At 72.2% G+C, this 23,384-nt stretch carries 22 protein-coding genes; 18 read left to right on the forward strand and 4 right to left on the reverse strand.

The genetic code is table 11. From position 1 onward, the window contains the following. Positions 1-369: 369 nt before the first annotated feature. The 3 genes from ACGFZN_RS04730 to ACGFZN_RS04740 are packed head-to-tail and all read left to right on the forward strand — an operon-like array spanning position 370 to position 3,182. A complete protein-coding gene (locus ACGFZN_RS04730; RefSeq protein ID WP_360146673.1) occupies positions 370-1,431 on the forward strand; it encodes a type III polyketide synthase in 1,062 nt (353 codons plus the stop codon). 7 nt (positions 1,432-1,438) lie between these two features. Beyond that, the gene (locus ACGFZN_RS04735; protein ID WP_393857021.1) at positions 1,439-2,653 is read left to right on the forward strand and encodes a cytochrome P450; all 1,215 of its coding nucleotides are present in this window, start codon (positions 1,439-1,441) and stop codon (positions 2,651-2,653) included. A 7-nt stretch (positions 2,654-2,660) separates the two neighbouring features. Next, the gene (locus ACGFZN_RS04740) at positions 2,661-3,182 is read left to right on the forward strand and encodes a cupin domain-containing protein (RefSeq protein ID WP_393857022.1); all 522 of its coding nucleotides are present in this window, start codon (positions 2,661-2,663) and stop codon (positions 3,180-3,182) included. Here the strand turns inward: ACGFZN_RS04740 and ACGFZN_RS04745 are convergent. Next, positions 3,179-4,405, reverse strand: coding sequence for an acyl-CoA dehydrogenase family protein (locus tag ACGFZN_RS04745; protein WP_393857023.1), 1,227 nt, complete (start codon positions 4,403-4,405; stop codon positions 3,179-3,181). The two genes, ACGFZN_RS04740 and ACGFZN_RS04745, sit on opposite strands and share 4 nt — an antisense overlap. A 166-nt stretch (positions 4,406-4,571) precedes the next feature. On the opposite strand from ACGFZN_RS04745, the gene ACGFZN_RS04750 reads away from it, so the two are divergent. Beyond that, the gene (locus ACGFZN_RS04750; protein WP_393857024.1) at positions 4,572-5,216 is read left to right on the forward strand and encodes a TetR family transcriptional regulator; all 645 of its coding nucleotides are present in this window, start codon (positions 4,572-4,574) and stop codon (positions 5,214-5,216) included. A gap of 2 nt (positions 5,217-5,218) precedes the next feature. On the opposite strand, the gene def is transcribed toward ACGFZN_RS04750, so the two are convergent. Next, positions 5,219-5,758, reverse strand: coding sequence for a peptide deformylase (def, locus tag ACGFZN_RS04755; RefSeq protein WP_393857025.1), 540 nt, complete (start codon positions 5,756-5,758; stop codon positions 5,219-5,221). A 151-nt stretch (positions 5,759-5,909) separates the two neighbouring features. Here def and ACGFZN_RS04760 point away from each other — a divergent pair, with 151 nt between their 5' ends. The 9 genes from ACGFZN_RS04760 to ACGFZN_RS04800 all read left to right on the forward strand — a co-directional run bounded on the left by ACGFZN_RS04760 (position 5,910) and on the right by ACGFZN_RS04800 (position 15,889). After that, on the forward strand, positions 5,910-7,148 hold the full coding sequence (locus ACGFZN_RS04760) for a MurT ligase domain-containing protein (protein ID WP_393857026.1): 1,239 nt from the start codon (positions 5,910-5,912) through the stop codon (positions 7,146-7,148). Positions 7,149-7,177: 29 nt separating this feature from the next. Further along, positions 7,178-7,906 (forward strand): type 1 glutamine amidotransferase, encoded by a 729-nt coding sequence (locus ACGFZN_RS04765; RefSeq protein WP_103815672.1) that lies wholly within the window; start codon positions 7,178-7,180, stop codon positions 7,904-7,906. 213 nt (positions 7,907-8,119) lie between these two features. After that, a complete protein-coding gene (locus ACGFZN_RS04770; protein ID WP_393857027.1) occupies positions 8,120-9,145 on the forward strand; it encodes a 6-phosphofructokinase in 1,026 nt (341 codons plus the stop codon). A gap of 102 nt (positions 9,146-9,247) precedes the next feature. Beyond that, positions 9,248-10,198 carry a cytochrome c oxidase assembly protein gene (locus ACGFZN_RS04775; RefSeq protein ID WP_393857028.1) on the forward strand — a complete coding sequence of 317 codons (951 nt, stop codon included), beginning with the start codon at positions 9,248-9,250 and terminating at the stop codon, positions 10,196-10,198. A 188-nt stretch (positions 10,199-10,386) separates the two neighbouring features. Further along, on the forward strand, positions 10,387-10,554 hold the full coding sequence (locus ACGFZN_RS04780) for a hypothetical protein (protein WP_107093214.1): 168 nt from the start codon (positions 10,387-10,389) through the stop codon (positions 10,552-10,554). A 33-nt stretch (positions 10,555-10,587) separates the two neighbouring features. Then, entirely contained in the window at positions 10,588-11,073 is a 486-nt protein-coding gene (locus ACGFZN_RS04785; RefSeq protein WP_330341399.1) for an Lrp/AsnC family transcriptional regulator, read from the forward strand. 151 nt (positions 11,074-11,224) lie between these two features. Then, positions 11,225-12,037, forward strand: coding sequence for a dimethylargininase (gene ddaH, locus ACGFZN_RS04790; RefSeq protein ID WP_393857029.1), 813 nt, complete (start codon positions 11,225-11,227; stop codon positions 12,035-12,037). Continuing rightward, entirely contained in the window at positions 12,034-13,254 is a 1,221-nt protein-coding gene (gene rocD / locus ACGFZN_RS04795) for an ornithine--oxo-acid transaminase (RefSeq protein ID WP_393857030.1), read from the forward strand. Before ddaH ends, rocD begins: the two co-directional genes overlap by 4 nt. A 181-nt stretch (positions 13,255-13,435) precedes the next feature. Continuing rightward, positions 13,436-15,889: a SpoIIE family protein phosphatase gene (locus tag ACGFZN_RS04800; protein ID WP_393857031.1), complete on the forward strand. Its 2,454-nt coding sequence runs from the start codon at positions 13,436-13,438 to the stop codon at positions 15,887-15,889. On the opposite strand, the gene ACGFZN_RS04805 is transcribed toward ACGFZN_RS04800, so the two are convergent. Then, positions 15,870-17,081, reverse strand: coding sequence for an MFS transporter (locus ACGFZN_RS04805; RefSeq protein WP_393857032.1), 1,212 nt, complete (start codon positions 17,079-17,081; stop codon positions 15,870-15,872). The genes ACGFZN_RS04800 and ACGFZN_RS04805 overlap by 20 nt on opposite strands. A 210-nt stretch (positions 17,082-17,291) precedes the next feature. Then, the gene (locus tag ACGFZN_RS04810; protein ID WP_393857189.1) at positions 17,292-18,203 is read right to left on the reverse strand and encodes a LysR family transcriptional regulator; all 912 of its coding nucleotides are present in this window, start codon (positions 18,201-18,203) and stop codon (positions 17,292-17,294) included. A gap of 126 nt (positions 18,204-18,329) precedes the next feature. On the opposite strand from ACGFZN_RS04810, the gene ACGFZN_RS04815 reads away from it, so the two are divergent. Genes ACGFZN_RS04815 through ACGFZN_RS04835 form a run of 5 tightly spaced genes read left to right on the forward strand, consistent with a single transcriptional unit; the run spans position 18,330 to position 23,379 of the window. Next, positions 18,330-19,328, forward strand: a complete 999-nt coding sequence (locus tag ACGFZN_RS04815) for a fumarylacetoacetate hydrolase family protein (protein ID WP_393857033.1) — start codon at positions 18,330-18,332, stop codon at positions 19,326-19,328. Further along, the gene (locus ACGFZN_RS04820; RefSeq protein ID WP_393857034.1) at positions 19,325-20,287 is read left to right on the forward strand and encodes a cyclase family protein; all 963 of its coding nucleotides are present in this window, start codon (positions 19,325-19,327) and stop codon (positions 20,285-20,287) included. Before ACGFZN_RS04815 ends, ACGFZN_RS04820 begins: the two co-directional genes overlap by 4 nt. A gap of 23 nt (positions 20,288-20,310) precedes the next feature. Then, positions 20,311-21,441 (forward strand): FAD-dependent oxidoreductase, encoded by a 1,131-nt coding sequence (locus tag ACGFZN_RS04825; protein WP_393857035.1) that lies wholly within the window; start codon positions 20,311-20,313, stop codon positions 21,439-21,441. Beyond that, positions 21,438-22,436: an amidohydrolase family protein gene (locus tag ACGFZN_RS04830; protein WP_393857036.1), complete on the forward strand. Its 999-nt coding sequence runs from the start codon at positions 21,438-21,440 to the stop codon at positions 22,434-22,436. Before ACGFZN_RS04825 ends, ACGFZN_RS04830 begins: the two co-directional genes overlap by 4 nt. 4 nt (positions 22,437-22,440) lie before the next feature. Continuing rightward, positions 22,441-23,379, forward strand: a complete 939-nt coding sequence (locus ACGFZN_RS04835) for a VOC family protein (RefSeq protein WP_393857037.1) — start codon at positions 22,441-22,443, stop codon at positions 23,377-23,379. Positions 23,380-23,384: the final 5 nt, after the last annotated feature.

The following is a 23,384-nucleotide window of genomic DNA, read 5'->3' on the forward strand; positions in this document are numbered from 1 at the left end:
CCGTCGTCCTCGCTCACGCCGCAGGCCCCGGGCGAAGGCGGTCAGGTGCCGTGCCGCCAGGTCCTCGCCCGTCCCTAACCCAGTGAAGAACGCGGCGGACGCGGTGATCATCCACCGCTGTCCCGGGGCCGGACGGGTGACGGCCCTGGTGGCCGCCGCCAGCAGGGCCCTGGCCGGTGCCGGCACGGTGTTCGCCCTGCCGCGCACACGCCGGTTCGCACCCGGTCCTGACGCCGCGTCCCCGATCTGGAGTAGTTCGGCGCGAGATCGCCGCCGTACCGAGTGATCGTGGGTGGACACCCCCTGAGGTGAACGACCCTCTGACCGGCGGGCGCAGGCCTTCCGGAAGGCTGAAAGCAGGCACGGTTCATGGCGACTTTGTGCAGACCCTCGGTATCGGTTCCCGAACACGTGATCACGATGGAGGAGACGCTGGAGCTGGCGCGCTCCCGCCACGCGGACCACCCCCAACTGCCCCTCGCACTGCGGCTGATAGAGAACACGGGCGTCAAGACCCGGCACATCGTGCAGCCCATCGAGGAGACCCTGAAGCACCCCGGCTTCGAGGAACGCAACAAGCTCTACGAGGCCGAGGCCAAGGCGCGGGTCCCCGCGGTGATCCAGCGTGCCCTCGACGACGCGGAACTCCTCACCACCGACATCGACGTCATCATCTACGTCTCGTGCACGGGCTTCATGATGCCCTCGCTCACGGCGTGGCTGATCAACGAGATGGACTTCGACCCCACCACCAGGCAACTTCCCATAGCGCAGCTGGGCTGTGCGGCGGGCGGCGCGGCGATCAACCGCGCGCACGACTTCTGCACGGCCTACCCCGAGGCCAACGCGCTGATCGTGGCCTGCGAGTTCTGCTCGCTGTGCTACCAGCCCACCGACCTCGGCGTCGGCTCGCTGCTCTCCAACGGCCTGTTCGGCGACGGCATAGCCTCCGCCGTGGTCCGCGGCAGGGGCGGCACCGGCATCGAGCTGGAGCGCAACGGCTCGTACCTGATCCCCAAGACCGAGGACTGGATCAGTTACGACGTCCGGGCGACCGGCTTCCACTTCCTGCTCGACAAGCGGGTGCCGGCCACCATGGAGCCGCTGGCCCCGGCCCTGCAGGACCTCGCCGGGACACACGGCTGGGACGCCTCCGACCTGGACTTCTACATCGTCCACGCCGGCGGGCCCCGGATCCTCGACGACCTGAGCAAGTTCCTGCACGTCGACCCGCACGCGTTCCGGTTCAGCCGGGCGACCCTCACCGAGTACGGCAACATCGCCTCCGGCGTCGTGCTGGACGCGCTGCGCCGGATGTTCGACGAGGGTGGCGCCGAGCACCGGGCGCGTGGGCTCCTCGCCGGGTTCGGACCCGGCATCACCGCGGAAATGGCGCTGGGCCGCTGGCGCACCGACCGAGAGACGGCGTGAGTACGGCATGACCGAAGAGACGCTCACCGAGACCCTGCCCCCGATCCGGCACTGGCCGGCGCTCGACCTGACCGGGACGGACTTCGACCCGGTGCTCCGGGAGCTGATGGAGGAGGGCCCGGTCACCCGCATCCAGCTGCCCAACGGCGAGGGCTGGGCGTGGCTGGTGACCCGGTACGACGACGTGCGGATGGTGACCAACGACCCGCGGTTCAGCCGGGAGGCGGTGATGGCGAAGCCGGTGACCCGGCTGGCCCCGCACTTCATCCCGGATCCCGGGGCGGTCGGCTTCCTCGACCCGCCCGACCACACCCGGCTGCGCCGCTCGGTGGCGGCCGCGTTCACCGCGAAGGGTGTGGAGCGGGTGCGCGAGAAGGCCCGCGTCATGCTCGACGAACTGGTCGACGAGCTGCTGCAGGACGGCCCGCCCGCCGATCTCACCAGTGCGGTGCTCAGCCCGTTCCCGATCGCGGTGATCTGCGAGATCATGGGCGTCCCGGCCGGCGACCGGCACGCCATGCACACCTGGACCCAGCTCATCCTGTCCTCCTCCCACGGCAAGGAGGTCAGCGAGAAGGCCAAGCGGGAGATGGCCGCGTACTTCTCGGACCTGATCGGCCTGCGTGAGAACAGCACGGGCGAGGACGTCACCTCGCTGCTCGGCGCCGCGGTGGGCCGGGGCGAGGTGACGCTCGGGGAGGCCGTCGGGCTGGCCGGCCTGCTGCAGATCGGCGGCGAGGCGGTCACCAACAACAGCGGGCAGATGTTCTATCTGCTGCTCACCCGCCCCGACCTGGTGGAGCGGCTGCGCGCGGAGCCGGAGATCCGCCCGCGGGCGATCGACGAGCTGCTGCGCTACATCCCGCACCGCAACGCGGTCGGCCTGTCCCGGATCGCGCTGGAGGACGTGGAGATCCGGGGCCACCGGATCCGCGCCGGCGACCCGGTGTACGTCTCGTACCTGGCCGCCAACCGCGACCCGGACGTCTTCCCCGACCCGGAGAGGATCGACTTCTCCCGCAGCCCGAACCCGCACGTGTCCTTCGGTTTCGGCCCCCACTACTGCCCCGGCGGGCAGCTGGCGCGGCTGGAGCAGGAGCTGCTCGTGGACACCCTGCTGGACCGGGTCCCGGGACTGCGGCTGTCCGTGCCGCCGGAGCGGGTGCCCTTCAGGAAGGGCGCGCTGATCCGGGGTCCCGAGGCGCTTCCGGTGACCTGGTGAGCAGCCCATGACCTGGACCGAGGGACTGTACGTACCGCCGGGCCACGGCCGTGTCGTGGAGACGCCGGCCCAGCGGGTGACGTTCAAGGTCACCGGCACGCACTCGCGGATGGCCTCCACCTTCGAGGTGGAGGTCCCGCCGGGCTTCGACGTGGGCGCCCATGTGCACACCCGCAGCGAGGAGCTGTTCTACGTCCTGGAGGGCGAACTGGACGTCCTCGCCTTCGAGCCGCGCATCCGCACCCCCGACAACTGGCGGAAGTGGGAGTCGTCCTCGGGCAGCCGGGTGGTGCGGGCGACGCCGGGCACGGTCGTCGTCGTCCCCCCGGGGTGCCCGCACGCGTTCGCGAACCCGACGGACACGCCCGCGAAGATGTTCTTCCAGGCGAGTCCGCCGCCGGATCACGAACGCTACTTCGAGGAGCTGCTGGAGATCCTCGGCAACGGCGGCCCGCCCGACCAGGAGGCGATCGAGGCGCTGCGGGCCAAGTACGACATCGAGCAGCTGACGCCGCTCAGGCACCGCTAGCGGATCGGCATCCCCGAGAGGGTGCGGGCGATGACCAGGCGCTGGATCTCGCTCGTGCCCTCGAAGATCGTGTAGATCGCGCTGTCCCGGTGCATGCGCTCCACGGGGTACTCCCGGGTGTAGCCGTTGCCGCCGAGGATCTGGATCGCCTGGGCCGTGACCTTCTTGGCCGTCTCACTGGCGAACAGCTTCGACATGGAGCCCTCGGCCGCGGTGAACGGCTTGCCGTTGACCGCCATCCAGGACGCCCGCCACACCAGCAGCCGGGCGGCGTCGATCTGGGTCCGCATGTCGGCGAGCTGGAAGGCGACGCCCTGGTTGTCGATGATCGGGCGCCCGAACTGCTCGCGGGTCTTCGCGTAGTCGAGGGCGACCTCGTACGCGGCCCGGGCGGTGCCGACCGCCATCGCGCCGACGGCCGGGCGGGACGCCTCGAACGTGGCCATCGCCGCGTTCTTGACGCGCTCGCCGCCCTTCGCGGCCTTCTCGCGGGCCCGGGCGAGCCGCTCGTCCAGCTTCTCCTTGCCGCCGAGCAGGCAGGAGCCGGGGACGCGCACGTTGTCGAGGATGACCTCGGCGGTGTGCGAGGCGCGGATGCCGTGCTTCTTGAACTTCTGGCCCTGCGCGAGGCCCGGGGTGCCCGGCGGGACGATGAAGGAGGCGTGGCCCTTGGAGCCGAGCTCCGGGTCGACGCTGGCGACGACGACGTGGACGTTGGCGATGCCGCCGTTGGTGGCCCAGGTCTTCGTGCCGTTGATCACCCACTCGTCCTTGGCCTCGTCGTACACGGCACGCGTGCGCATGGAGGCGACGTCGGAGCCGGCGTCGGGCTCGGAGGAGCAGAAGGCGGCGACCTTGACGTCGTTGGTGTCGCCGTACATCTGCGGGATCCAGGTGCCGATCTGCTCCTCGGTGCCGTTGGCGAGCACGCCGACGGCGGCGAGCCCCGTGCCCACGATGGACAGGGCGATGCCCGCGTCACCCCAGAACAGCTCCTCCATGGCCATCGGGATGCCGAGGCCGGTGGGGTCGAAGTACTGCTGCGCGTAGAAGTCGAGGGAGTAGATGCCGACCTTGGCGGCCTCCTGGATGACCGGCCAGGGCGTCTCCTCGCGCTCGTCCCACTCGGCGGCCGCGGGGCGGATCACGTCGGCGGCGAAGCCATGGAGCCAGTCCCGGACTTCCTTCTGCTCGTCGTTCAGCTCCATGGTGAACTCGGCCATGTCCCCTCCAGCGGCGGATCCGATGTTACTAGCGGTAACGCGAGTCTGTTACTGACCGGTAGGAAAAGTCAACCGGGGACGGCCTCGGCATCCCGTTCGATGTCAGGGGCGCGGTCAGTGTTAGTTTGCGCAGGCGTCACCGAAACAGCATGGGTGGGGAGAGCACATGGACACCACACAGCGGACCGACCAGCAGCGGTCCGCCGACCGCCGACGGCGCGAGCTGCTGGAGGCCGCCGACCGGGTGGTGCTCCGCGACGGTCCGCAGGCCTCGATGAACGCCATCGCCGCGGAGGCCGGCATCACCAAGCCGATCCTCTACCGCCACTTCGGTGACAAGGGCGGCCTGTACGCCGCGCTGGCCAAGCGGCACACCGACGCGCTCCTCGACTCGCTGCGGGCGGCGCTGGACGCCCCGGCGGACCGGCGGGAGCGGGTGGAGTCCACGCTGGACACCTATCTCGCCGCGATCGAGGCACGTCCTCAGGTGTACCGGTTCCTGATGCATCCGGCGGAGGGAAGCGGGAGCGGCGACCATGGCTTCGACGTCGGCAAGCACTCGGCGCCGCTGCTGCGGCGGATGGGCGAGGAGCTGGCCCAGGTCATCGAGGAGCGGGTGGACCTCGGCCCGGAGAGCCAGCAGCTGGCCCGGGTGTGGGGGCACGGGATCGTCGGGATGATGCACGCCGCGGGTGACTGGTGGCTCGGCGAACGGCCGTGCTCGCGGGCCGAGTTGGTGCGCTCCCTCGCCGATCTGCTGTGGGGGCGGCTCGCGGCCGCCGGGGACCGGATGGGCGGCCCGGGGTTCTGACGTCACCGGCGCCATGAAGCCCGCTCGGCCTGCCGGGCCAGTCTGCGCCTGCGCCACCCCGTCAGGTGGTCCGCGTACACCCGGCCCTCCACGTGGTCCCACTCGTGCTGCAGGCACCGCGCGAAGAACCCCGTGCCCTCGATCACGACCGGCTCCCCCGTCACCGTGAAACCCTCGACCACCGCACGGTCGTAGCGCTCGGTCCCCGCCTCCAGGCCCGGCAGGGACAGGCAGCCCTCGGGCCCCCGGACGACCACGCCCCCGGCCTCCACGAGCCGGGGGTTCACCACGTGTCCGAGATGCCGGACGTCCTCGTCGTCCGGGCAGTCGTACACGAACACCCGCAGCGGCACCCCCACCTGATTCGCCGCCAGGCCCACCCCCTGCGCCGCGTACATGGTGGCGAACAGGTCCTCCACGAGGGCCGCCAGCTCGGGCCCGAATCCGGTGACTTCCCGGCATTGTTCGCGCAAAGCCGCGTCGCCGAGCAGGGTGAGGGGCCGGACGCGCCCGTGGGCGCCCGGAATGGAACGGTGTCGCATGGCGGCAAGGGTACGGTTCGTATCGCCCATGTCCGCCGCTCAAGGCGTGGGCCGGGATTCGGGTGTGGATTCGGATCTCGATAGGCTGAGGCCACACCACGCTGCCGGATGGCCCCAGGCGCGGCGCGTACGCAAGGAGGATCGAGAACTGATGGCAGGCAACTCGGACCCGCTCACGCCGCGGGCCAAGCTGGCCGTGACCGCGGGCAAGGCGGTCGCTGCGGCATCGCGCGCCGCGGGGCGCGGCAGCGGGTCGGTGATCGGTGGCCGGGTCGCGCTGAAACTCGACCCCGACCTCCTCGGACGGCTCGCCCAGAACCTGGACGTCGTCCTGGTGTCCGCCACCAACGGCAAGACCACCACCACCCGGCTGATCGCCGAGGCGCTGCGCGCCGCGGGCCCGGTGGTGTCGAACGCGCTGGGCGCCAACATGCCGGCCGGCATCACCTCCGCGCTCGCGGGCGGCTCGGACGCGAAGTTCGGTGTCATCGAGGTCGACGAGAAGTACCTGGCCGGAGTGGCCCGGGACACCGACCCGAAGTGCATCGCCCTGCTCAACCTCTCCCGCGACCAGCTCGACCGCGCCGCCGAGACCCGGATGCTCGCCGAGAACTGGCGCGAGGGTCTCGCCGGGTCGAAGGCCGTCATCGTCGCCAACTGCGACGACCCGCTGGTGGTGTGGGCCGCCTCCTCGTCGCCGAACGTGGTCTGGGTCGCGGCCGGGCAGATGTGGAAGGACGACGCCTGGTCCTGCCCGTCCTGCGGCGGTGTGATGCAGCGCCCCGGCGACGACTGGTTCTGCGGCGAGTGCGGGTTCCGGCGGCCGACACCGACCTGGGCGCTGTCCGGGGACCACGTCCTCGACCCGCACGGCTCGGCCTGGCCCATCCATCTGCAGCTGCCGGGCCGCGCCAACAAGGCCAACGCGACCAGCTCGGCCGCCGTGGCCGCCGTCTTCGGGGTGCCGCCGCAGGTCGCCCTGGAGCGGATGTACCAGGTGCAGGCGGTCGCCGGACGGTACGACGTCGTGCAGTTCCAGAACCGTGATCTGCGGCTGCTGCTGGCGAAGAACCCGGCCGGCTGGCTGGAGACCTTCTCCCTGATCGACCCGCCGCCCGCCCCGGTGATCCTGTCCGTGAACGCGCGCGGAGCCGACGGCACCGACACCTCCTGGCTGTGGGACGTCGACTACACCCGGCTGACCGGCCACCCGATCTTCGTGATCGGCGACCGCAAGCTGGACCTCGCCGTGCGTCTGGAGGTCGCGAACCAGCACTTCCAGGTCTGCGACGACCTCGACCAGGCCGTGCAGATGTGCCCGCCGGGCCGGATCGAGGTCATCGCGAACTACACCGCGTTCCAGGACCTGCGCCGCCGCGTCGGCAACTGATCTTCTGATCCTCGAAGGGCGATCACCTCATGAGCGACAACCAACTGCGGCTGGTGTGGATCTACCCGGACCTGCTGAGCACCTACGGCGACCAGGGCAACGCGCTCGTCGTGGAGCGCAGGGCCCGGCAGCGCGGCCTGGACGTGGCCCGGCTCGACGTGCGCAGCGACCAGCCGATCCCGACCTCCGGCGACATCTACCTGATCGGCGGCGGCGAGGACCGGCCGCAGCGGCTCGCCGCCGAGCGGCTGCGCCGGGACGGGCACCTGCACCGGGCGGTGGAGAACGGCGCGATCGTCTTCTCCGTCTGCGCCGGCTACCAGATCCTCGGCCACGAGTTCATCAACGACCTCGGCCAGCGCGAGCCGGGCCTCGGCCTGCTCGACGTGGTGTCGGTGCGCGGCGAGGGCGAGCGGTGCGTCGGCGACGTGCTGGCCGACATCGACCCGCAGCTCGGGCTGCCCCAGCTGACCGGCTTCGAGAACCACCAGGGCGTCACCCACCTCGGCCCGACCGCCCGCCCCTTCGCCCGGGTGCAGATCGGCAAGGGCAACGGCACCGGGGACGGCACGGAGGGCGCGTACAACGGAACCGTGTTCGGCACGTACATGCACGGCCCGGTCCTCGCCCGCAACCCGCAGATCGCCGATCTGCTGCTGAAGCTGGCGCTCGACGTCAACGCGCTGCCGCCGATCGACGACCGCTGGTACGAGGCGCTCCGCAACGAGCGGATCGCCGCAGCTCAGCAGCCCGCGTAAGCGCCGCCTCAGCGTCGCTTCAGCGCCGTCTCAGCGCACTTCGGCAGGGTCGTGGCGGGCCCGCCTGACAGGCCGTCCGCTCACATGTGCGGGCGCGTCCAGCAGGCGGACGCCCGCTACGGAGCCACCCCCTCACGCCGGTAGGGTGGCCGGGAATCCGCCGGACAGCGTGGTCCGGTCCCCCCGGCCCACGTTGAGAAGGTAATTCGGGCTATGCGCATTGGTGTCCTCACCTCCGGCGGCGACTGCCCCGGCCTGAACGCCGTCATCCGGTCCGTCGTGCACCGTGCCGTCGCCGACCACGGCGACGAGGTCATCGGTTTCCGGGACGGCTGGAAGGGCCTCCTGGAGTGCGACTATCTCAAGCTCGACCTCGACGCCGTGGGCGGCATCCTGGCCCGCGGCGGCACCATCCTCGGCTCCTCCCGGGTGCGCCCGGAGCATCTGCGGGACGGCGTGGAGCGGGCCAAGGGCCATGTCGCGGAGCTCGGCCTCGACGCGATCATCCCGATCGGCGGCGAGGGCACGCTGAAGGCGGCCCGGCTGCTGTCGGACAACGGGCTGCCGATCGTGGGCGTGCCCAAGACCATCGACAACGACATCGCCGTCACGGACGTCACCTTCGGCTTCGACACCGCGGTGACCGTGGCGACGGAGGCCCTGGACCGGCTGAAGACCACCGCCGAGTCGCACCAGCGGGTGCTGATCGTGGAGGTCATGGGCCGGCACACCGGCTGGATCGCGCTGCACTCCGGCATGGCGGCCGGCGCCCACGCCGTCGTCGTCCCGGAACGGCCCTTCGACATCGACGAGTTGACGCGGAAGGTCGGCGAGCGGTTCGAGGCGGGCAAGCGGTTCGCGATCGTCGTCGCGGCCGAGGGCGCCAAGCCGAGGCCCGGCACGATGGACTTCGACGAGGGCGGCAAGGACATCTACGGCCACGAGCGCTTCGCCGGGATCGCCCGGCAGCTGTCGGTCGAGCTGGAGCAGCGGCTCGGCAAGGAGGCCCGGCCGGTGATCCTCGGGCATGTGCAGCGGGGCGGCACGCCCACCGCGTACGACCGGGTGCTCGCCACCCGGTTCGGCTGGCACGCGGTGGAGGCCGTGCACCGCGGCGAGTTCGGCCGGATGACCGCCCTGCGCGGCACCGACATCGTGATGGTGTCGCTGGCCGAGGCCGTGGAGACCCTGAAGACCGTGCCCGTGCAGCGGTACGACGAGGCCGAGTGCGTCCTGTAGTCCACTGCGGAACCACCCGCCCCCGGTCACGGCCGTGACCGGGGACGGTTCTACTCTTGGGGCGGACAACTCGTACAACCCCCACGAATCAGGAGCCGCCGGATGGACCACAGCGGGCACGGCATGATGACGGATCTGCCGCCGTTCACGCTGGCGCGGGGGCTCGCGTGGTCGGCGGATCCCTTCTTCCTCGTGGCGTGCCTGGCCGGGCTCGCCCTGTACGGCTGGGGTGTGGTGCGGCTGCGGCGGCGCGGGGACGCGTGGTCCGCCTGGCGCACGGTGGCGTTCGCCGTGGGCGTGCTGACCGTGGGGCTGGTGATGTGCACCCGGCTGAACGACTACGGCATGGTGATGTTCAGCGTGCACATGATCCAGCACATGATCATCAGTATGCTGTCGCCGATCCTGGTCCTGCTCGGCGCCCCGGTCACGCTGGCGCTGCGCGCGCTGCCCACCGCCGGCCGCGGCCGCACGGGCCCCCGGGAGCTGCTGCTGGCGCTGCTGCACAGCCGGTACATGCGGATCATCACGCACCCGGCGTTCACGATTCCGATGTTCATCGCGAGCCTGTACGTGCTGTACTTCACCCCGCTGTTCGACTTCCTGATGGGCTCCAAGACCGGGCACATCGCGATGATGGTGCACTTCTTCGCCGTGGGCATGGTGTTCTTCTGGCCGATCATGGGCGTCGACCCCGGCCCGCACCGGCCGGGCTACGTGATGCGGATGCTGGAGCTGTTCGCGGGCATGCCGTTCCACGCATTCTTCGGCATCGCGCTGATGATGGCGAGCGCGCCGATGGTGGACACCTTCACCCACCCGCCCGCCTCGCTCGGCATCGACGCGCTGTCCGACCAGAACGCGGCCGGCGGCATCGCGTGGGCGTTCAGCGAGATCCCGTCCGTGCTGGTGCTGATCGCGCTGCTGTTCCAGTGGTACGGCTCCGAGCAGCGGCAGGCCAGGCGCAAGGACCGTGCCGCGGACCGGGACGGCGACAAGGAGCTGGAGGCCTACAACGCGTACCTGGCCTCCCTGAACGCCCGCAAGGGCTGAAACCGGGACCTAGGAGGCGTGGGGGGCTGAAGGACCGCGGCGAAGGCCAACGGACGGCGGCGCAGGCCGAGAGGCCACGACGCAAGCCGACGGGCCGGGGCGGAAGGCGAGGGGTTGCGGCGGAGCTGTCCCCTCCGGGGGAAACGGGGGCACCATGGTCATGGACAGACCATGAGGAGGGTGCCGCGATGCCCGGTTCCACGAACGGTTCCACCAAGGCGATGGGGGCCCTCACGGTCGGCGGGCTCGTCGTCGTGACCGCCTACACGGTCGCGCTCGGCAGCAACGGCTGGCTGTGGTTCGGATGGGTCGTCCTGGGGCTGCTGACGCTCGCGATGGTCGTCACCCAGTCCTGAGCAGCGCTGCGGCGGGCTGACTACAGTGCCCGCATGAACAGCAGGACGCCCTCGTTCGACGAGCTCGACCGCAGGATCATCACGGCGCTGATGGCGAACGCCCGGACCAGTTTCGCCGAGATCGGCGCGGGGATCGGGCTGTCCGCGACCGCGGTCAAGCGGCGCGTGGACCGGCTGCGGGAGACCGGGGTGATCACCGGGTTCACGGCGACGGTGAAGCCCTCGGCGCTCGGCTGGCGCACGGAGGCGTACGTCGAGGTGTACTGCGAGGGCGCGGCCCCGCCCCGCCGGCTCGCGGAGGTCGTGCGCAACCATCCGGAGATCACGGCGGCCATGACCGTGACCGGCGGCGCGGACGCGCTGCTGCACGTGCGGGCACGGGACGTGGAGCACTTCGAGGAGGTGCTGGAGCGGATCCGGGTGGAGCCGTTCATCCGGAAGACGATCAGCGTGATGGTGCTGTCCCATCTGCTCCCGGAGAGCCCGGAGGCGGGCGCCACCCACGCCGCACCGGAGTGACCCCGAACATGCGCAGCAACCGTGCGTGTTGCCCCTGAAGAACGCAGCGATGCTGCGCATCTACGCAGCTCTTCTCGCTTGTCGGGCCTGCCCCGGTGTTCCTACCGTGGTGAGCACCCCAGTGACACACCGCAAGCGGAGGAAACCCTCTGTGTCCGAAAGCCGTGTTCAGCGTCCTCGGCGCTTCCTCGTCTGCGAACCCAGACACTTCGCCGTGAGTTACGCGATCAATCCCTGGATGAACCCCGACCGGCCCGTCGACGTGGATCTCGCCCAGGAGCAGTGGCGCACGCTGATCAGCGCCTACCGCGCCCATGGGCACGCGGTCGAATCGGTCGAGCCGGTGCCCGGCCTGCCCGACATGGTCTTCTCGGCCAACGCGGCGTTCATGGTCGGCGGCCGGGTCTTCGGCTCGCTGTTCCACGCGGCGGAGCGGCGCCCGGAGTCCCTGCACTACGACACCTGGTTCAAGACGGCGGGCTACGACGTCTACCGCCCGGAGTCGGTGAGCGAGGGCGAGGGCGACCTGGTGTGGACGGGCCGGTACGTGCTCGCCGGCACCGGGTTCCGCACCAGCCGCGCGGCGCACCGGGAGGCGCAGGAGTTCCTCGGCCACCCGGTGATCGGCCTGACCCTGGTGGACCCGTACTTCTACCACCTGGACACGGCGCTGTTCGTCCTCGACGACGACAACATCTGCTACTACCCGGAGGCGTTCTCGCCCGGCAGCCGCGAGGTGCTGCGCCGCCTGTACCCGCAGGCGGTGCTCGCCACCCGCGAGGACGCGATGGCGTTCGGCCTGAACTCCGTCTCCGACGGCCGCAACGTCTTCATCGCCCCCCAGGCCGAGGCGCTCGCCGAACGCCTCGCCGACCACGGTTACACTCCCGTCCCCGTCGACCTGTCCGAGTTCCACAAGGCCGGCGGCGGCATCAAGTGCTGCACCCAGGAGATCCGTACATGACCGCACCCGCGCGCACCCGCACCTCCGACGACCTGATCCGTGCCGAGGAGCCGGTCCTCGCGCACAACTACCACCCGCTGCCGGTGGTGGTCGCGCGCGCGGAGGGCACCTGGGTGGAGGACGTCGAGGGCCGCCGCTACCTCGACATGCTCGCCGGGTACTCGGCGCTGAACTTCGGCCACCGGCACCCCGCGCTGATCGAGGCCGCCCACCGCCAGCTCGACCAGCTGACGCTGACCTCCCGGGCCTTCCACAACGACCGGCTGGCCCTGTTCGCCGAGCGGCTCGCGGGCCTGACCGGCCTCGACATGGTGCTGCCGATGAACACCGGCGCGGAGGCGGTGGAGAGCGGCATCAAGGTGGCCCGCAAGTGGGCGTACGACGTCAAGGGCGTCCCCGCCGACCGGGCGACGATCGTGGTCGCCGCGGAGAACTTCCACGGCCGTACGACGACCATCGTCAGCTTCTCCACCGACGAGACGGCCCGCACGGGCTTCGGTCCCTTCACGCCCGGGTTCAGGATCGTGCCGTACGACGACCTGGCCGCACTGGAGGAGGCCGTCGACGACACCACGGCGGCCGTGCTGATCGAGCCCATCCAGGGCGAGGCGGGCGTGATCATCCCGAGCGAGGGCTATCTCGCCGGGGTGCGGGAGCTGACCCGCCGCAAGGGCTGCCTCTTCATGGCGGACGAGATCCAGTCGGGCCTCGGCCGCACGGGCCGCACCTTCGCCGTCGAGCACGAGGACGTCGTCCCGGACGTGCTGCTGCTGGGCAAGGCGCTCGGCGGCGGGATCGTGCCGGTGTCGGCGGTGGTGGCCCGGCGCGAGGTGCTGGGGGTGCTGCACCCCGGCGAGCACGGCTCGACCTTCGGCGGCAACCCGCTCGCCGCCGCGGTCGGCACGGCCGTGGTCGAGCTGCTGGAGACCGGCGAGTTCCAGCGGCAGGCCGCCGAGCTCGGTGTGATCCTGCGGGACGGGCTGACCGAGCTGGTCGGCAAGGGCGTGGTCGGCTTCCGCTCCCGCGGCCTGTGGGCGGGCGTCGACGTCGACCCGGCGATCGGCACCGGCCGCGAGATCAGCGAGCGGCTGATGCGGGAGGGGATCCTGGTGAAGGACACCCACGGGTCCACGATCCGGCTGGCGCCCCCGCTGACCATCACGGCCGAGGAGCTGCGCTCCGCGCTGGCCGCGCTGGAGAAGGTCCTCGTCCCGTGACCCGGGGAGCGTGACGCGGCGAGCGTGGCGCGAGGGTGTGACGCCCGAAGGAACGGGTTCGTGACCCAGGGGGGTGGCCGCAGGCCGCCCCCCGGCCCGTTTGCGTCTCCGGCCCGATGCCCGAAGGGTGAAGATTGAGCCACGAGGGGGTAGACCACTCTCAGCTACAGAGAGGCCGGTTGTGAGCACTGACGAGGACCAGGACGCCGCCCGGCGGCGGTTCGACGTCGCCGACGCCGCCCCTCTTCTGCTCGACGCCCAGGGCATGGTGACGAGCTGGACGCGGGGCGCCCAGCACCTGCTGGGCTACCCGGCCGCCGAAGTGGTGGGCACCAAGGCGACCGGGCTGCTGTCCGCCGACGACGCCGCGCGGGCGCCCGAGCTGGCCGAGCGGTGCCGCAGGGACGGGGGCTGGGCGGGGCTGCTGACCGCACGGCGCAGGGACGGACAGCCGGTCCCGGTGATGGTGCGGATCACCCCGGCGAGGGAACCCGGCGGCGCCGCGCAGTGGCTGGTTCTCGTCTCCGAGGCGGAAGGGGCGCGCGGCTGGGACATGAGCCGTGCGGTGCTGGAGCAGATGGTGGCCGGCTCCCCCATCGGCATCGCGATCGTGGACACCGATCTGCGCTGCGTGTGGTCGAACGCGGCCCTGGAGCGGTACGGCGGGGGCTCCCCGCGCCAGCGGCTGGGGCGCAGGATGGCCGAGATCCAGCCGGGCATCGACACCGCGGGCATCGAGGCGCAGATGCGGCGCGTCCTGCGCACCGGCGAGCCGGTGGTGGGGTACGAGCACGTGGGGCAGGTGCGGTCCGCACCGCACCGGGAGACGGCGCACATGATGTCGTTCACCCGCCTCGACGACGACCGGGGCCGGCCGATGGGCGTGTACTACACGGTGGTCGACATCACCGACCGGCACCGGGCCCGGCAGCGGCTGGCCCTGCTGGACCGGGCCGGCGAGCAGATCGGCCGCAGCCTGGACATCGTGCGGACCGCGCAGGAACTGGCCGACGTCGCCGTGCAGGACTTCGCCGACTTCGTCAGCGTGGACCTGCTGGACTCCGTGCTGCGGGGCGCGGAGCCCGAGTCGCTGGACGTGTCGGACCAGGTGGTGCCGCTGCGGCGGGCCGGGCACCAGTCGGTGAACCCCGGGGCCCCGGAGGCCGTGGTGGAGATCGGCGGTATGTGCACCTATCGCGCCGGGTCGCCTCCGATCCGCAGTCTGACCACGGGCCGGTCCTGGCGTGCCGACCGGCTCGACCCGCTGGCCAAGGCCTGGGCGACGGACATCCCCGGCGGCAAGGGGGCGACCTTCGGGGACCTGGGTCTGCACAGCGCGATGATCGTGCCCGTCCGCGCCCGGGGCGTCACCATGGGCGTCACCAGCTTCTACCGGCGCGGCCGCCAGGAGCCCTTCGACGCCGACGACCTGAGTCTCGCCGAGGACCTGGTGTCCCGGGCCGCGGTCTGCGTGGACAACGCCCGGCGCTACACCCGGGAGCGGGACGCCGCCCTCGTCCTGCAGCGCAGTCTGCTGCCGCGCCGGTTGCCCGAGCAGGACGCGGTGCAGGTGGCCGCCTGCTACCGGCCGGCCGACGAACTGACCGGACTCGGCGGCGACTGGTACGACCTGATCCCGCTGTCCGGCGCCCGGGTGGCGCTGGTGGTGGGCGAGGTGCCGGGGCACGGTATCGACGCCGTGGCGGCCATGGGGCGGCTGCGCACCGCCGTGCACACTCTCGCGGCGCTGGATCTGTCGCCCGAGGAGGTGCTGGCCCACCTCGACGACCTGGTGGGGCGGATGGCCCGGGAGGAGGGCGCCGGTCCCGAGGGCTCTTCGGCGGCCGGCATCCAGGCGGTGGGATCCGGATGCGTGTACGTCGTCTACGACCCGGTCGACGGGCGGTGCACCATGGCGACGGCGGGCCATCCGGCGCCCGCCGTCGTCCTGCCCGGCGGCTCCGTCAGCCTCGTCGACCTGCCGCAGGGTCCGCCGCTGGGCGCGGGCGGGCCGCCCTACGAGGCGGTCGAACTGGTGCTGGCCGAGGGCAGCGAGCTGGCGCTGTACACCGACGGGCTGCTGGTCCACGGGGACGGCGCCGACGCCACCGACCGCGAACGGCTGCGCGCCGCGCTGGAGCAGCCCGCCGCCACGCTCGAGCTGAGCTGCCGGGCCGTGGTCGACGCGCTGGTCCCGCACCGGCCGCACGACGACGCGGCCCTGCTGATGGCCCGCACCCGGCTGCTCGGCGCCGATCAGGTCGCGGACTGGGACCTGCCCTCCGACCCGTCCGTGGTCGCCGACGCCCGCAAGCTGGCCGCCCGGCAGCTGACCGAATGGGGGCTGGAGGAACTGGCGTTCACCACCGAGCTGGTCGTGAGCGAGCTGGTCACCAACGCCATCCGGCATGCGGAGTGCCCGCTCCGGCTCCGGCTGATCCGGGACCGGGCGCTGACCTGCGAGGTCTCGGACGGCAGCGCCACCGCGCCCCATCTGCGCCATCCGCGCGCCACCGACGAGGGCGGCCGCGGGCTGCTGCTGGTCTCGCAGTTCTCCGAGCGCTGGGGCACCCGCTTCGTCCCCGGCGGCAAGGTCATCTGGGCCGAGCAGTCCCTCACGGAGCCTCCGGCCTGACCCGGCGGGTCAGAGGCAGCAGCGCGGCCGAGACCAGCAGGGTGACCACGCCGAGCAGTACGACGGCCGAGGCGAGGGTGCCCAGGGCGCTCTCGGCGGCCAGCAGGGCCAGCGGGCAGGCGAACTCGCCGAGGAAGAACGCGGCCGTCCACATTCCGGTGCCGCGCCCGCGGTCGGCGAAGCCGAGCCGGGAGAGCGCCACCGTCAGCAGGGAGGGCAACAGCAGCCCGGTGCCGACGCAGTTGACGACGGCGCCGGCGACGAGAAGGGCGGGCCGGCCGGTCGCGCCCATCAGGACGAAGCCCAGGGCGCACACGAGGAACAGGGCGGGAAGACGGCGGCGCGGCCGGTCGGCGAGCCGGGTGAACAGCACCGACCCGAGCACGGTGGCCGCGCTGGCCAGCGCGGTGACCGCGCCCACCACGGCGGTGGAGTGCACGCCCGCGTCGTCCATGAGGTACGACATCTCCACGGGCACGGTGTAGAAGACGGCCGCGCCGAAGACGGTGAGCAGGCAGATCCCCGCCATGCGGCGCAGCGGGAAGGGCGGCAGGCCGGGCGCCGTGGGTCCGGTGGCCGGGCTCGGGCCGGGTGCGGGCAGCACGCGGGCCATGACCGGTGCGAGCGGGAGTCCGACCGCGTACAGCCAGAACGGCGCCCGCCAGCCGGCCGAGCCCAGCACTCCGCCGAGCGCGAGGAAGACCGTGGCGGACGCCGAGGCGCACATGGTCTGCAGTGCCAGATACCGGTCCCGGACCCGTCCGTCGTAGTAGTCGCCGATCAGCGTGGTGCAGCAGGTCATGACGGCCGCTTCGGCGACGCCCACCAGCACGCGGCTGAGCAGGATGCCGTACAGCGAGGGCAGCCACAGCGGTGCGGTGCCGCACAGGGCGTACAGCGCGGTGGCGGCGACCAGCAGGCGCTTGCGGCCGAGGCGGTCGACGAGAACGCCGGCGAACGGGGCGAGGATCGCCAGGGAGAGGGCGGGGACGGTGAGGACGAGCGGGACGAGGGCGGTGCTGCCGGGCACGTGCCGGAAGTGGTCCTGCATGCGCGGCAGCACGGGGGCGATCAGCACGGCGCCGAGGATCGGCAGGCAGCTGCCGGCCATCAGCAGCACGGCGGGCAGCCGTCCCGTGACGGCCGGATCCCCTGTCCCTTCTCGGGCGGTCAGGGCGGCGGAAGCGGACATGGCGGCACTCCGGGGGACGTGAGGCGGGGAAGGGCGCCGCGCGGCGGACGGGCCGGGCGGGCGGGACGGCTCCTGGCGGCGGCCGGCGGGCGCGGTGCGTCCCACGACTATGCGGTCCGGGTCCGCGGCTGCCCAGTCCCCGCGGCATCGAAGTTGCCGATGCCGTCGATCCGGCGCGTGGATGCCCCCGCCCTCGTCGGCGGGCGGCGCTCAGCCCTCGGGGCGCAGCCGCGCCCCGACCCGCGCGGCCGTCTCGCGCAGCCAGATGTGGGCGGCGTCGTGCGTGTGCACGGGATGCCACCACAGGGCCTCCCGCAGGGGTACGGCCTCGTACGGCGGCTCCACCGCCCGCACGGCGGCGATGGGGGCGAGCAGCCGGGCCAGCCGGGCCTGCACCAGGGCGATGCGCCGGGTGCCGGCGACCATGAGGGGCAGCAGCTGGAAGCTGTCGACGGAGACCTCGACCTGCGGCTCGACGCCGAGCATGCCGAGCTGGCGCACGGCCGGGGCGTCGTAGGTGCGCTGGTACGTCACCCACGGCAGCCGCTCCAGGTCGCGCCGGGTGAGCCGGTCGTCGACGCTCGGGTGGTCGTCGGCGACGAGGAACACCCAGCGGTCGTCGTAGAGGTCGGTGGCGGGGAAGTCGCTGATGACGCCGTGCGGCATGAGCAGCCCGTCGGCGACGCTCAGCAGCGTGGCGGTGTCGTCCACCACGGTCGTCGGGGTCTGGGAGAAGCGCAGCCGGATGCCGGGGGCCTCCTCGTGGACCACGCGGGCCAGCTCGGTGCCGAAGACGGCCACGGCGTAGTCGGACGCGAGCAGCTTGAACTCCCGCCGCTCGCTGGCCGGGTCGAAGTCCGCCTGGCTGGCGAAGAGGCGTTCCAGCACGTCGTAGGCGGTGGACGTGCGGTCCAGCAGCACCTGGCCGAGCGCGGTCAGCTCGTAGTGGCCGCCGACGCGGGCGAGCAGGTCGTCGTCGAAGTGCCGGCGCAGCCGGGCCAGGGCGGCGCTCATGGCCGGCTGGCTGAGGCCGACGCGCTGCCCGGCGCGGGTGACGTTGCGCTCCTCGAGCAGCGCGCGCAGGGCGACGACCAGGTTGAGGTCGAGGCGGGCCAGGTTCACCGGTCTCCCTCCACGGTCCGGCGCCGACCAGGAAACATCGGCGACATAGATGCTTGCCATCCACAGAATCAATTTCCCTGATCACGGCTGGCGGGTCCAGATTAGTCGCACCGCAATCAGGAGGACATGTCCGTGAAACCCGACCCCGAGTCCCCCCTCTTCGCCGGCCCCTTCGCCCTGGCGACCCTCTCGGCCCCGGACGGGCCTCGCTTCCCCGCCCTCGTCACCCCCGACGGCCAGGCCCTCGATCTGCGGGCCGCCTTCGGCGACGCGCGTGCCACCGTGCTGAGCGTGCTGGACCGCTGGGAGGCCGCGCTGCCGGAGCTGCGGGAGTTGGCCGCCGGCCCCGGCGCCGGCCGGACACCGCTGGCGGACCTCCGCGTGCACGCGCCGGTCGAACCCCGCCAGGTGTTCCAGTCGGGCGCGAACTACCGCCGGCACGTGATCGACCTGCACGTCGCCCACCGGGCTCCCGGCGACGACCGGCCCGAGGCGGAGCGCCGCGCGGAGGCCGAGCGGATCATGGACCGCCGGGCCGCCGAGGATCTGCCGTACGTCTTCATCGGCCTGCCCAGCGCCATCACCGGCCCGTACGACGACGTGGTGCTGCCCGCGTGGGCCGAAAAACCCGACTGGGAGCTGGAGTTGGCGGCCGTGATCGGCCGGCCCGCCCACCGGGTGTCCGTGGCGGAGGCTCCGGCGTACATCGCGGGCTACACGATCGCCAATGACCTGACCGACCGGGCGACCGTCTTCCGCCGGGACATGCCGCAGATCGGCACCGACTGGCTGCGCAGCAAGAACGCGCCCGGTTTCACCCCGCTCGGACCGTGGATCGTGCCCGCCGACTCGATCGCCGACCCGGACGACCTACGGGTGACGCTGAAGCTCAACGGCGAGACCATGCAGGACGAGTCGACCAAGGACATGATCTTCAGCGTCGCGCGGATGGTGTCGTACGCCTCGCAGACCGCGCGCCTGCTCCCGGGCGATCTCCTCCTCACCGGCAGCCCGGCCGGAAACGGCATGCACCGGGGCCGGCTGCTGCGCGACGGCGACGTCATGGAGGGCTCGGTCACCGGACTCGGCGTCCAGCGCACTCGCTGCGTGGAGGAGACGGCATGACCCTGGACCGCCACGATCCCGAGGGCGCCATCGCCGAGGCCGCCGAGGCGTGCTCCAACTGGGGGCGCTGGGGCGAGGACGACCGGCTCGGCACCCTCAACTTCCTCCACGAGGGCAAGCGCCGCCAGGGCGCCGGCCTCGTCCGGCGCGGCGTCAGCTTCTCGCTGTCCCAGGCGTTCGACATGAACGGCCCGCAGAAGGGCTGGCGGCGGCGCACCAACCCGGTGCACACCATGCTGGACACCGGCACCGACGCCGCCCTCGGCCACCAGGGCTTCCCGCACGGCCTCGGCGGCGCCGACGACGTGATCGCCATGCCGCTGCAGTGCTCCACCCAGTGGGACGGCCTCGGGCACATCTTCGACCACGGCAAGGCGTGGAACGGGCGTCCGGCGGAGCAGGTCGTCACCTCCGACGGCGACCTGGTCACCGGGATCGAGCACATGGCCCCGCACGTCGCCGGGCGCGGGGTGCTGCTGGACGTCGGCCGGGTCATCGGCGAGGGCGGTGAGCTGCCCGACGGTTTCGCGATCACCGAGGAGCATCTGGCCCGGGCCGCCGAGGCGCACGGGGTCGCCGTGGGACGCGGGGACATCGTGCTGGTGCGCACCGGTCAGCTCGCGCGGGTGCGCCGCGAGGGCTGGGGCGACTACGCGGGCGGCCCGGCGCCGGGGCTGTCGTTCACGACGGCCGGATGGCTGCACCGTACCGAGATCGCCGCGATCGCCACCGACACCTGGGGCTTCGAGGTCCGGCCCAACGAGTTCGAGCACGCCTTCCAGCCGCTGCACCAGGTGGCGATCCCCCACATCGGTCTGCTCATCGGCGAGATGTGGGACCTGGAGGCCCTCGCGGAGGACTGCGCGGCCGACGGCGTGTACGAGTTCTGGCTCACCGCCGCTCCCCTGCCCATCACCGGCGCCGTCGGCTCGCCCGTCAACCCGGTCGCCGTCAAGTGACCAGCGCACCGAAGGAGTTCCCCATGAGCAGCCCCCGCTCGGTCCTCGTCGTCGGCGGCGGCGCGGCCGGCAACGCCGTCACGGTCCTGCTGCGCCGGGCCGGGATCGCGGTGGACCTGATCGAGGCCAAGGACGACTGGAACGCCACCGCCGGCTCCGGCATCACCCTCCAGGGCAACGCGCTGCGCGTGCTGCGCGAACTGGGCGTGTGGGAGCGGGTCAAGGCGTCCGGGTTCGCGTTCGGATCCGTCGGCATCACCGCGCCCGACGGCACCGTGCTGCACGTCGCGCGGGACATCCGCACCGGCGGCGACGACCTGCCCGCCACCGTCGGCATGCGGCGCCCCCGGTTGCAGGGCATCCTGATCGACGCCGTCCGCGCGAGCGGCGCCTCGGTGCGGCTCGGCACCCGTGCCGAGTCCCTGGAGCAGGACGTCACCGGTGTGACCGCGCGCTTCACCGACGGCAGCGAGAAACGCTACGACCTGGTGATCGCCGCCGACGGGCTCGGCTCCACCACGCGCGCCGCCATCGGTGTCACCGAGAAGCCGGAACCCACCGGCATGGCCATCTGGCGTGCCGCCGTGCCGCGCCCGGCCGGCGTGACCCGCACCGACCTCGCCTACGGCGGCCCCGCCTACATCGCCGGTTACTGCCCGACCAGCGACACGACGATCTACGCCTACGTCGTCGAGGCCGCCCGCGACCGGGCGGCCATCCCCCCGGAGACGTACGCCGAGGAGATGCGGCGCCTCGCCTCCGCCTACGGCGGCTTCTGGCCCGAGATCACCGCGCACATCACCTACCCGGAGCAGGTCAACTACACCTGGTTCGACCGGCTGCTGGTGGAGGGTTCCTGGCACCGCGGCCGGGTCGTCCTCGTCGGCGACGCCGCGCACTGCTGCCCGCCCACCCTCGCCCAGGGCGCGGCGCTGTCGCTGGAGGACGCGTGGGTGCTCGCGCAGCTGCTGACCGGTACCGACGTCTGGGACGACGCACTGTTCCAGGCGTACTACGCGCGGCGGATCACGCGCGTCCGTCCGGTCGTCGAGGCGTCCGTGCAGATCGGGCAGTGGCAACTGGACGGCGTGCGCGATGCGGACCTGCCCGGCCTGATGGGCCGCGTCATGACGATGCTGAGGGAGCTGCCGTGAGCACCCCCACCGTGGACGTGCACGCCCATGTGCTGCTCCCCGAGGTCGACGCCCTGGTGGAGGGCCTGCCCAGGCTGGCGGAGGCGAAGGCGCTGGACGCCCGGCGCAACGGCCCCGCCGCCCTCGCGGTCAGCGGCCCCATGGTGCGCGCGCGGATCCCGCTGCTGACCGACGTGACCGCGCGGCTGGCCGCGATGGACACCCAGGGCGTGGACGTGCAGCTGGTCAGCCCCTCCCCCTCGCACTACCACTACTGGACGGACGAGGAGACGGCCGAGAAGCTGTGCCGGCTCGCCAACGAGGCGACGGCCGCGCACTGTTCGGCCGCCCCCGACCGGCTGCGCGGCCTCGGGCTGGTGCCGCTGCAGCACCCGGACCGCATGGTGGGCGCCCTCGACCACGCACTGCGGCAGGACCTGGCCGGGGTGGAGATCTCCAGCCACGCCCCCGGCCGGGAACTGTCCGACCCTGCGTACGAACCCTTCTGGGCGCGCTCCGAGGAGACGGGCGCCGTCGTCTTCCTGCACCCCTTCGGCTGCACGCTGGACGAGCGGCTGGACCGGTGGTACCTGTCCAACACCGTGGGCCAGCCCACGGAGAACGCCGTCGCGCTGTCGCACCTCATCTTCTCCGGGGTGCTCGACCGCCACCCGGGGCTGAAGGTGATCGCCGCCCACGGCGGTGGCTACCTGCCCACCCACATCGGCCGCTCCGACCACGCCTGGTCGGCCCGCTCCGACGCGGGCGCGGGCTGCGCGCACCCGCCCAGCAGCTATCTGAAGCGGCTGTACTTCGACTCGCTCGTCCACGATCCGCACGTGCTGCGGGAGTTGGTCCGGGCGGCCGGCGCCGGGCGGGTGCTGCTCGGCTCCGACTTCCCCTTCGACATGGGCGCCGACGACCCCGTCGCCGCACTGCGCGCGGCCGGCCTGCCCGACGCCGACTTCGACGCCGTACGCGGCGGCAACGCCACCACCCTGCTCTCCCTGGAGTGACACCATGAGCGCACGCCTGCTCACCCATCTGCGGCACGTCGACCTGGCCGTGCCCGACTACGACAAGCAACTCGACTTCTACGCCGGCGTCTGGGGCCTGACCAAGGTCGCCGAGGACTCCGGCATCTCCTTCCTCGCCGCCGAGGGCTCCCCCGAGCAGTACGTCGTCCGGCTGCGCCAGGCCGGGGAGAAGCGCCTCGACCTGGTCTCCTACGGCGCCGCCACCCCGGCCGACGTGGACACGCTCGCCGGGCAACTCCTCGCCGGGGGCGTGCAGTTGATCACGCAGCCGGGCGCGGTGGACACCCCCGGCGGCGGCTACGGCTTCCGCTTCTTCGACATCGACGGCCGCACCATCGAGGTCTCCGCCGACGTCGAGGTCCGGCAGCACCGCAAGATCGAGGAGAAGGAGTCGATTCCGGTCAAGCTGAGCCACGTCGTCCTCAACTCCCCCGACCTCAACCGCACGCGGGAGTGGTACGAGCGGCACCTCGGCTTCCGGCTCTCCGACACGCTCAGCTCGCCGCACATGGGCGAGGTCATGCACTTCATGCGGATCAGCAACCAGCACCATTCCATGGCCATCGCCCAGGGCCCGCACACGGCCCTGCACCACATCTCCTTCGAGATGCGCGGCCTCGACGAGTACATGCGCGGCTCCGGCCGCGTCATCCGCGCCGGCCACCGGAAGATCTGGGGACCCGGCCGGCACATGGCGGGCGACAACACCTTCACCTACTTCCTCGACCCGCACGGCAACACCGTCGAGTACACGACGGAACTGGAGTGCCTGGACGAGGACACCTGGCACCCGCACGTCTACGACTTCTCCCGGCCCGAGGTCACCGACCAGTGGGGCACCGCCAACCCGATGAACGAACTGGTCGCCAAGGAGTCGTTCAACGACCCCGACCGCGGCTGCTTCGTCGCCCCGCCGGTCTGAGAGGA

Source organism: Streptomyces sp. NPDC048192 (assembly GCF_043202415.1).
In the GTDB taxonomy this organism is placed as follows: Bacteria; Actinomycetota; Actinomycetes; order Streptomycetales; family Streptomycetaceae; genus Streptomyces.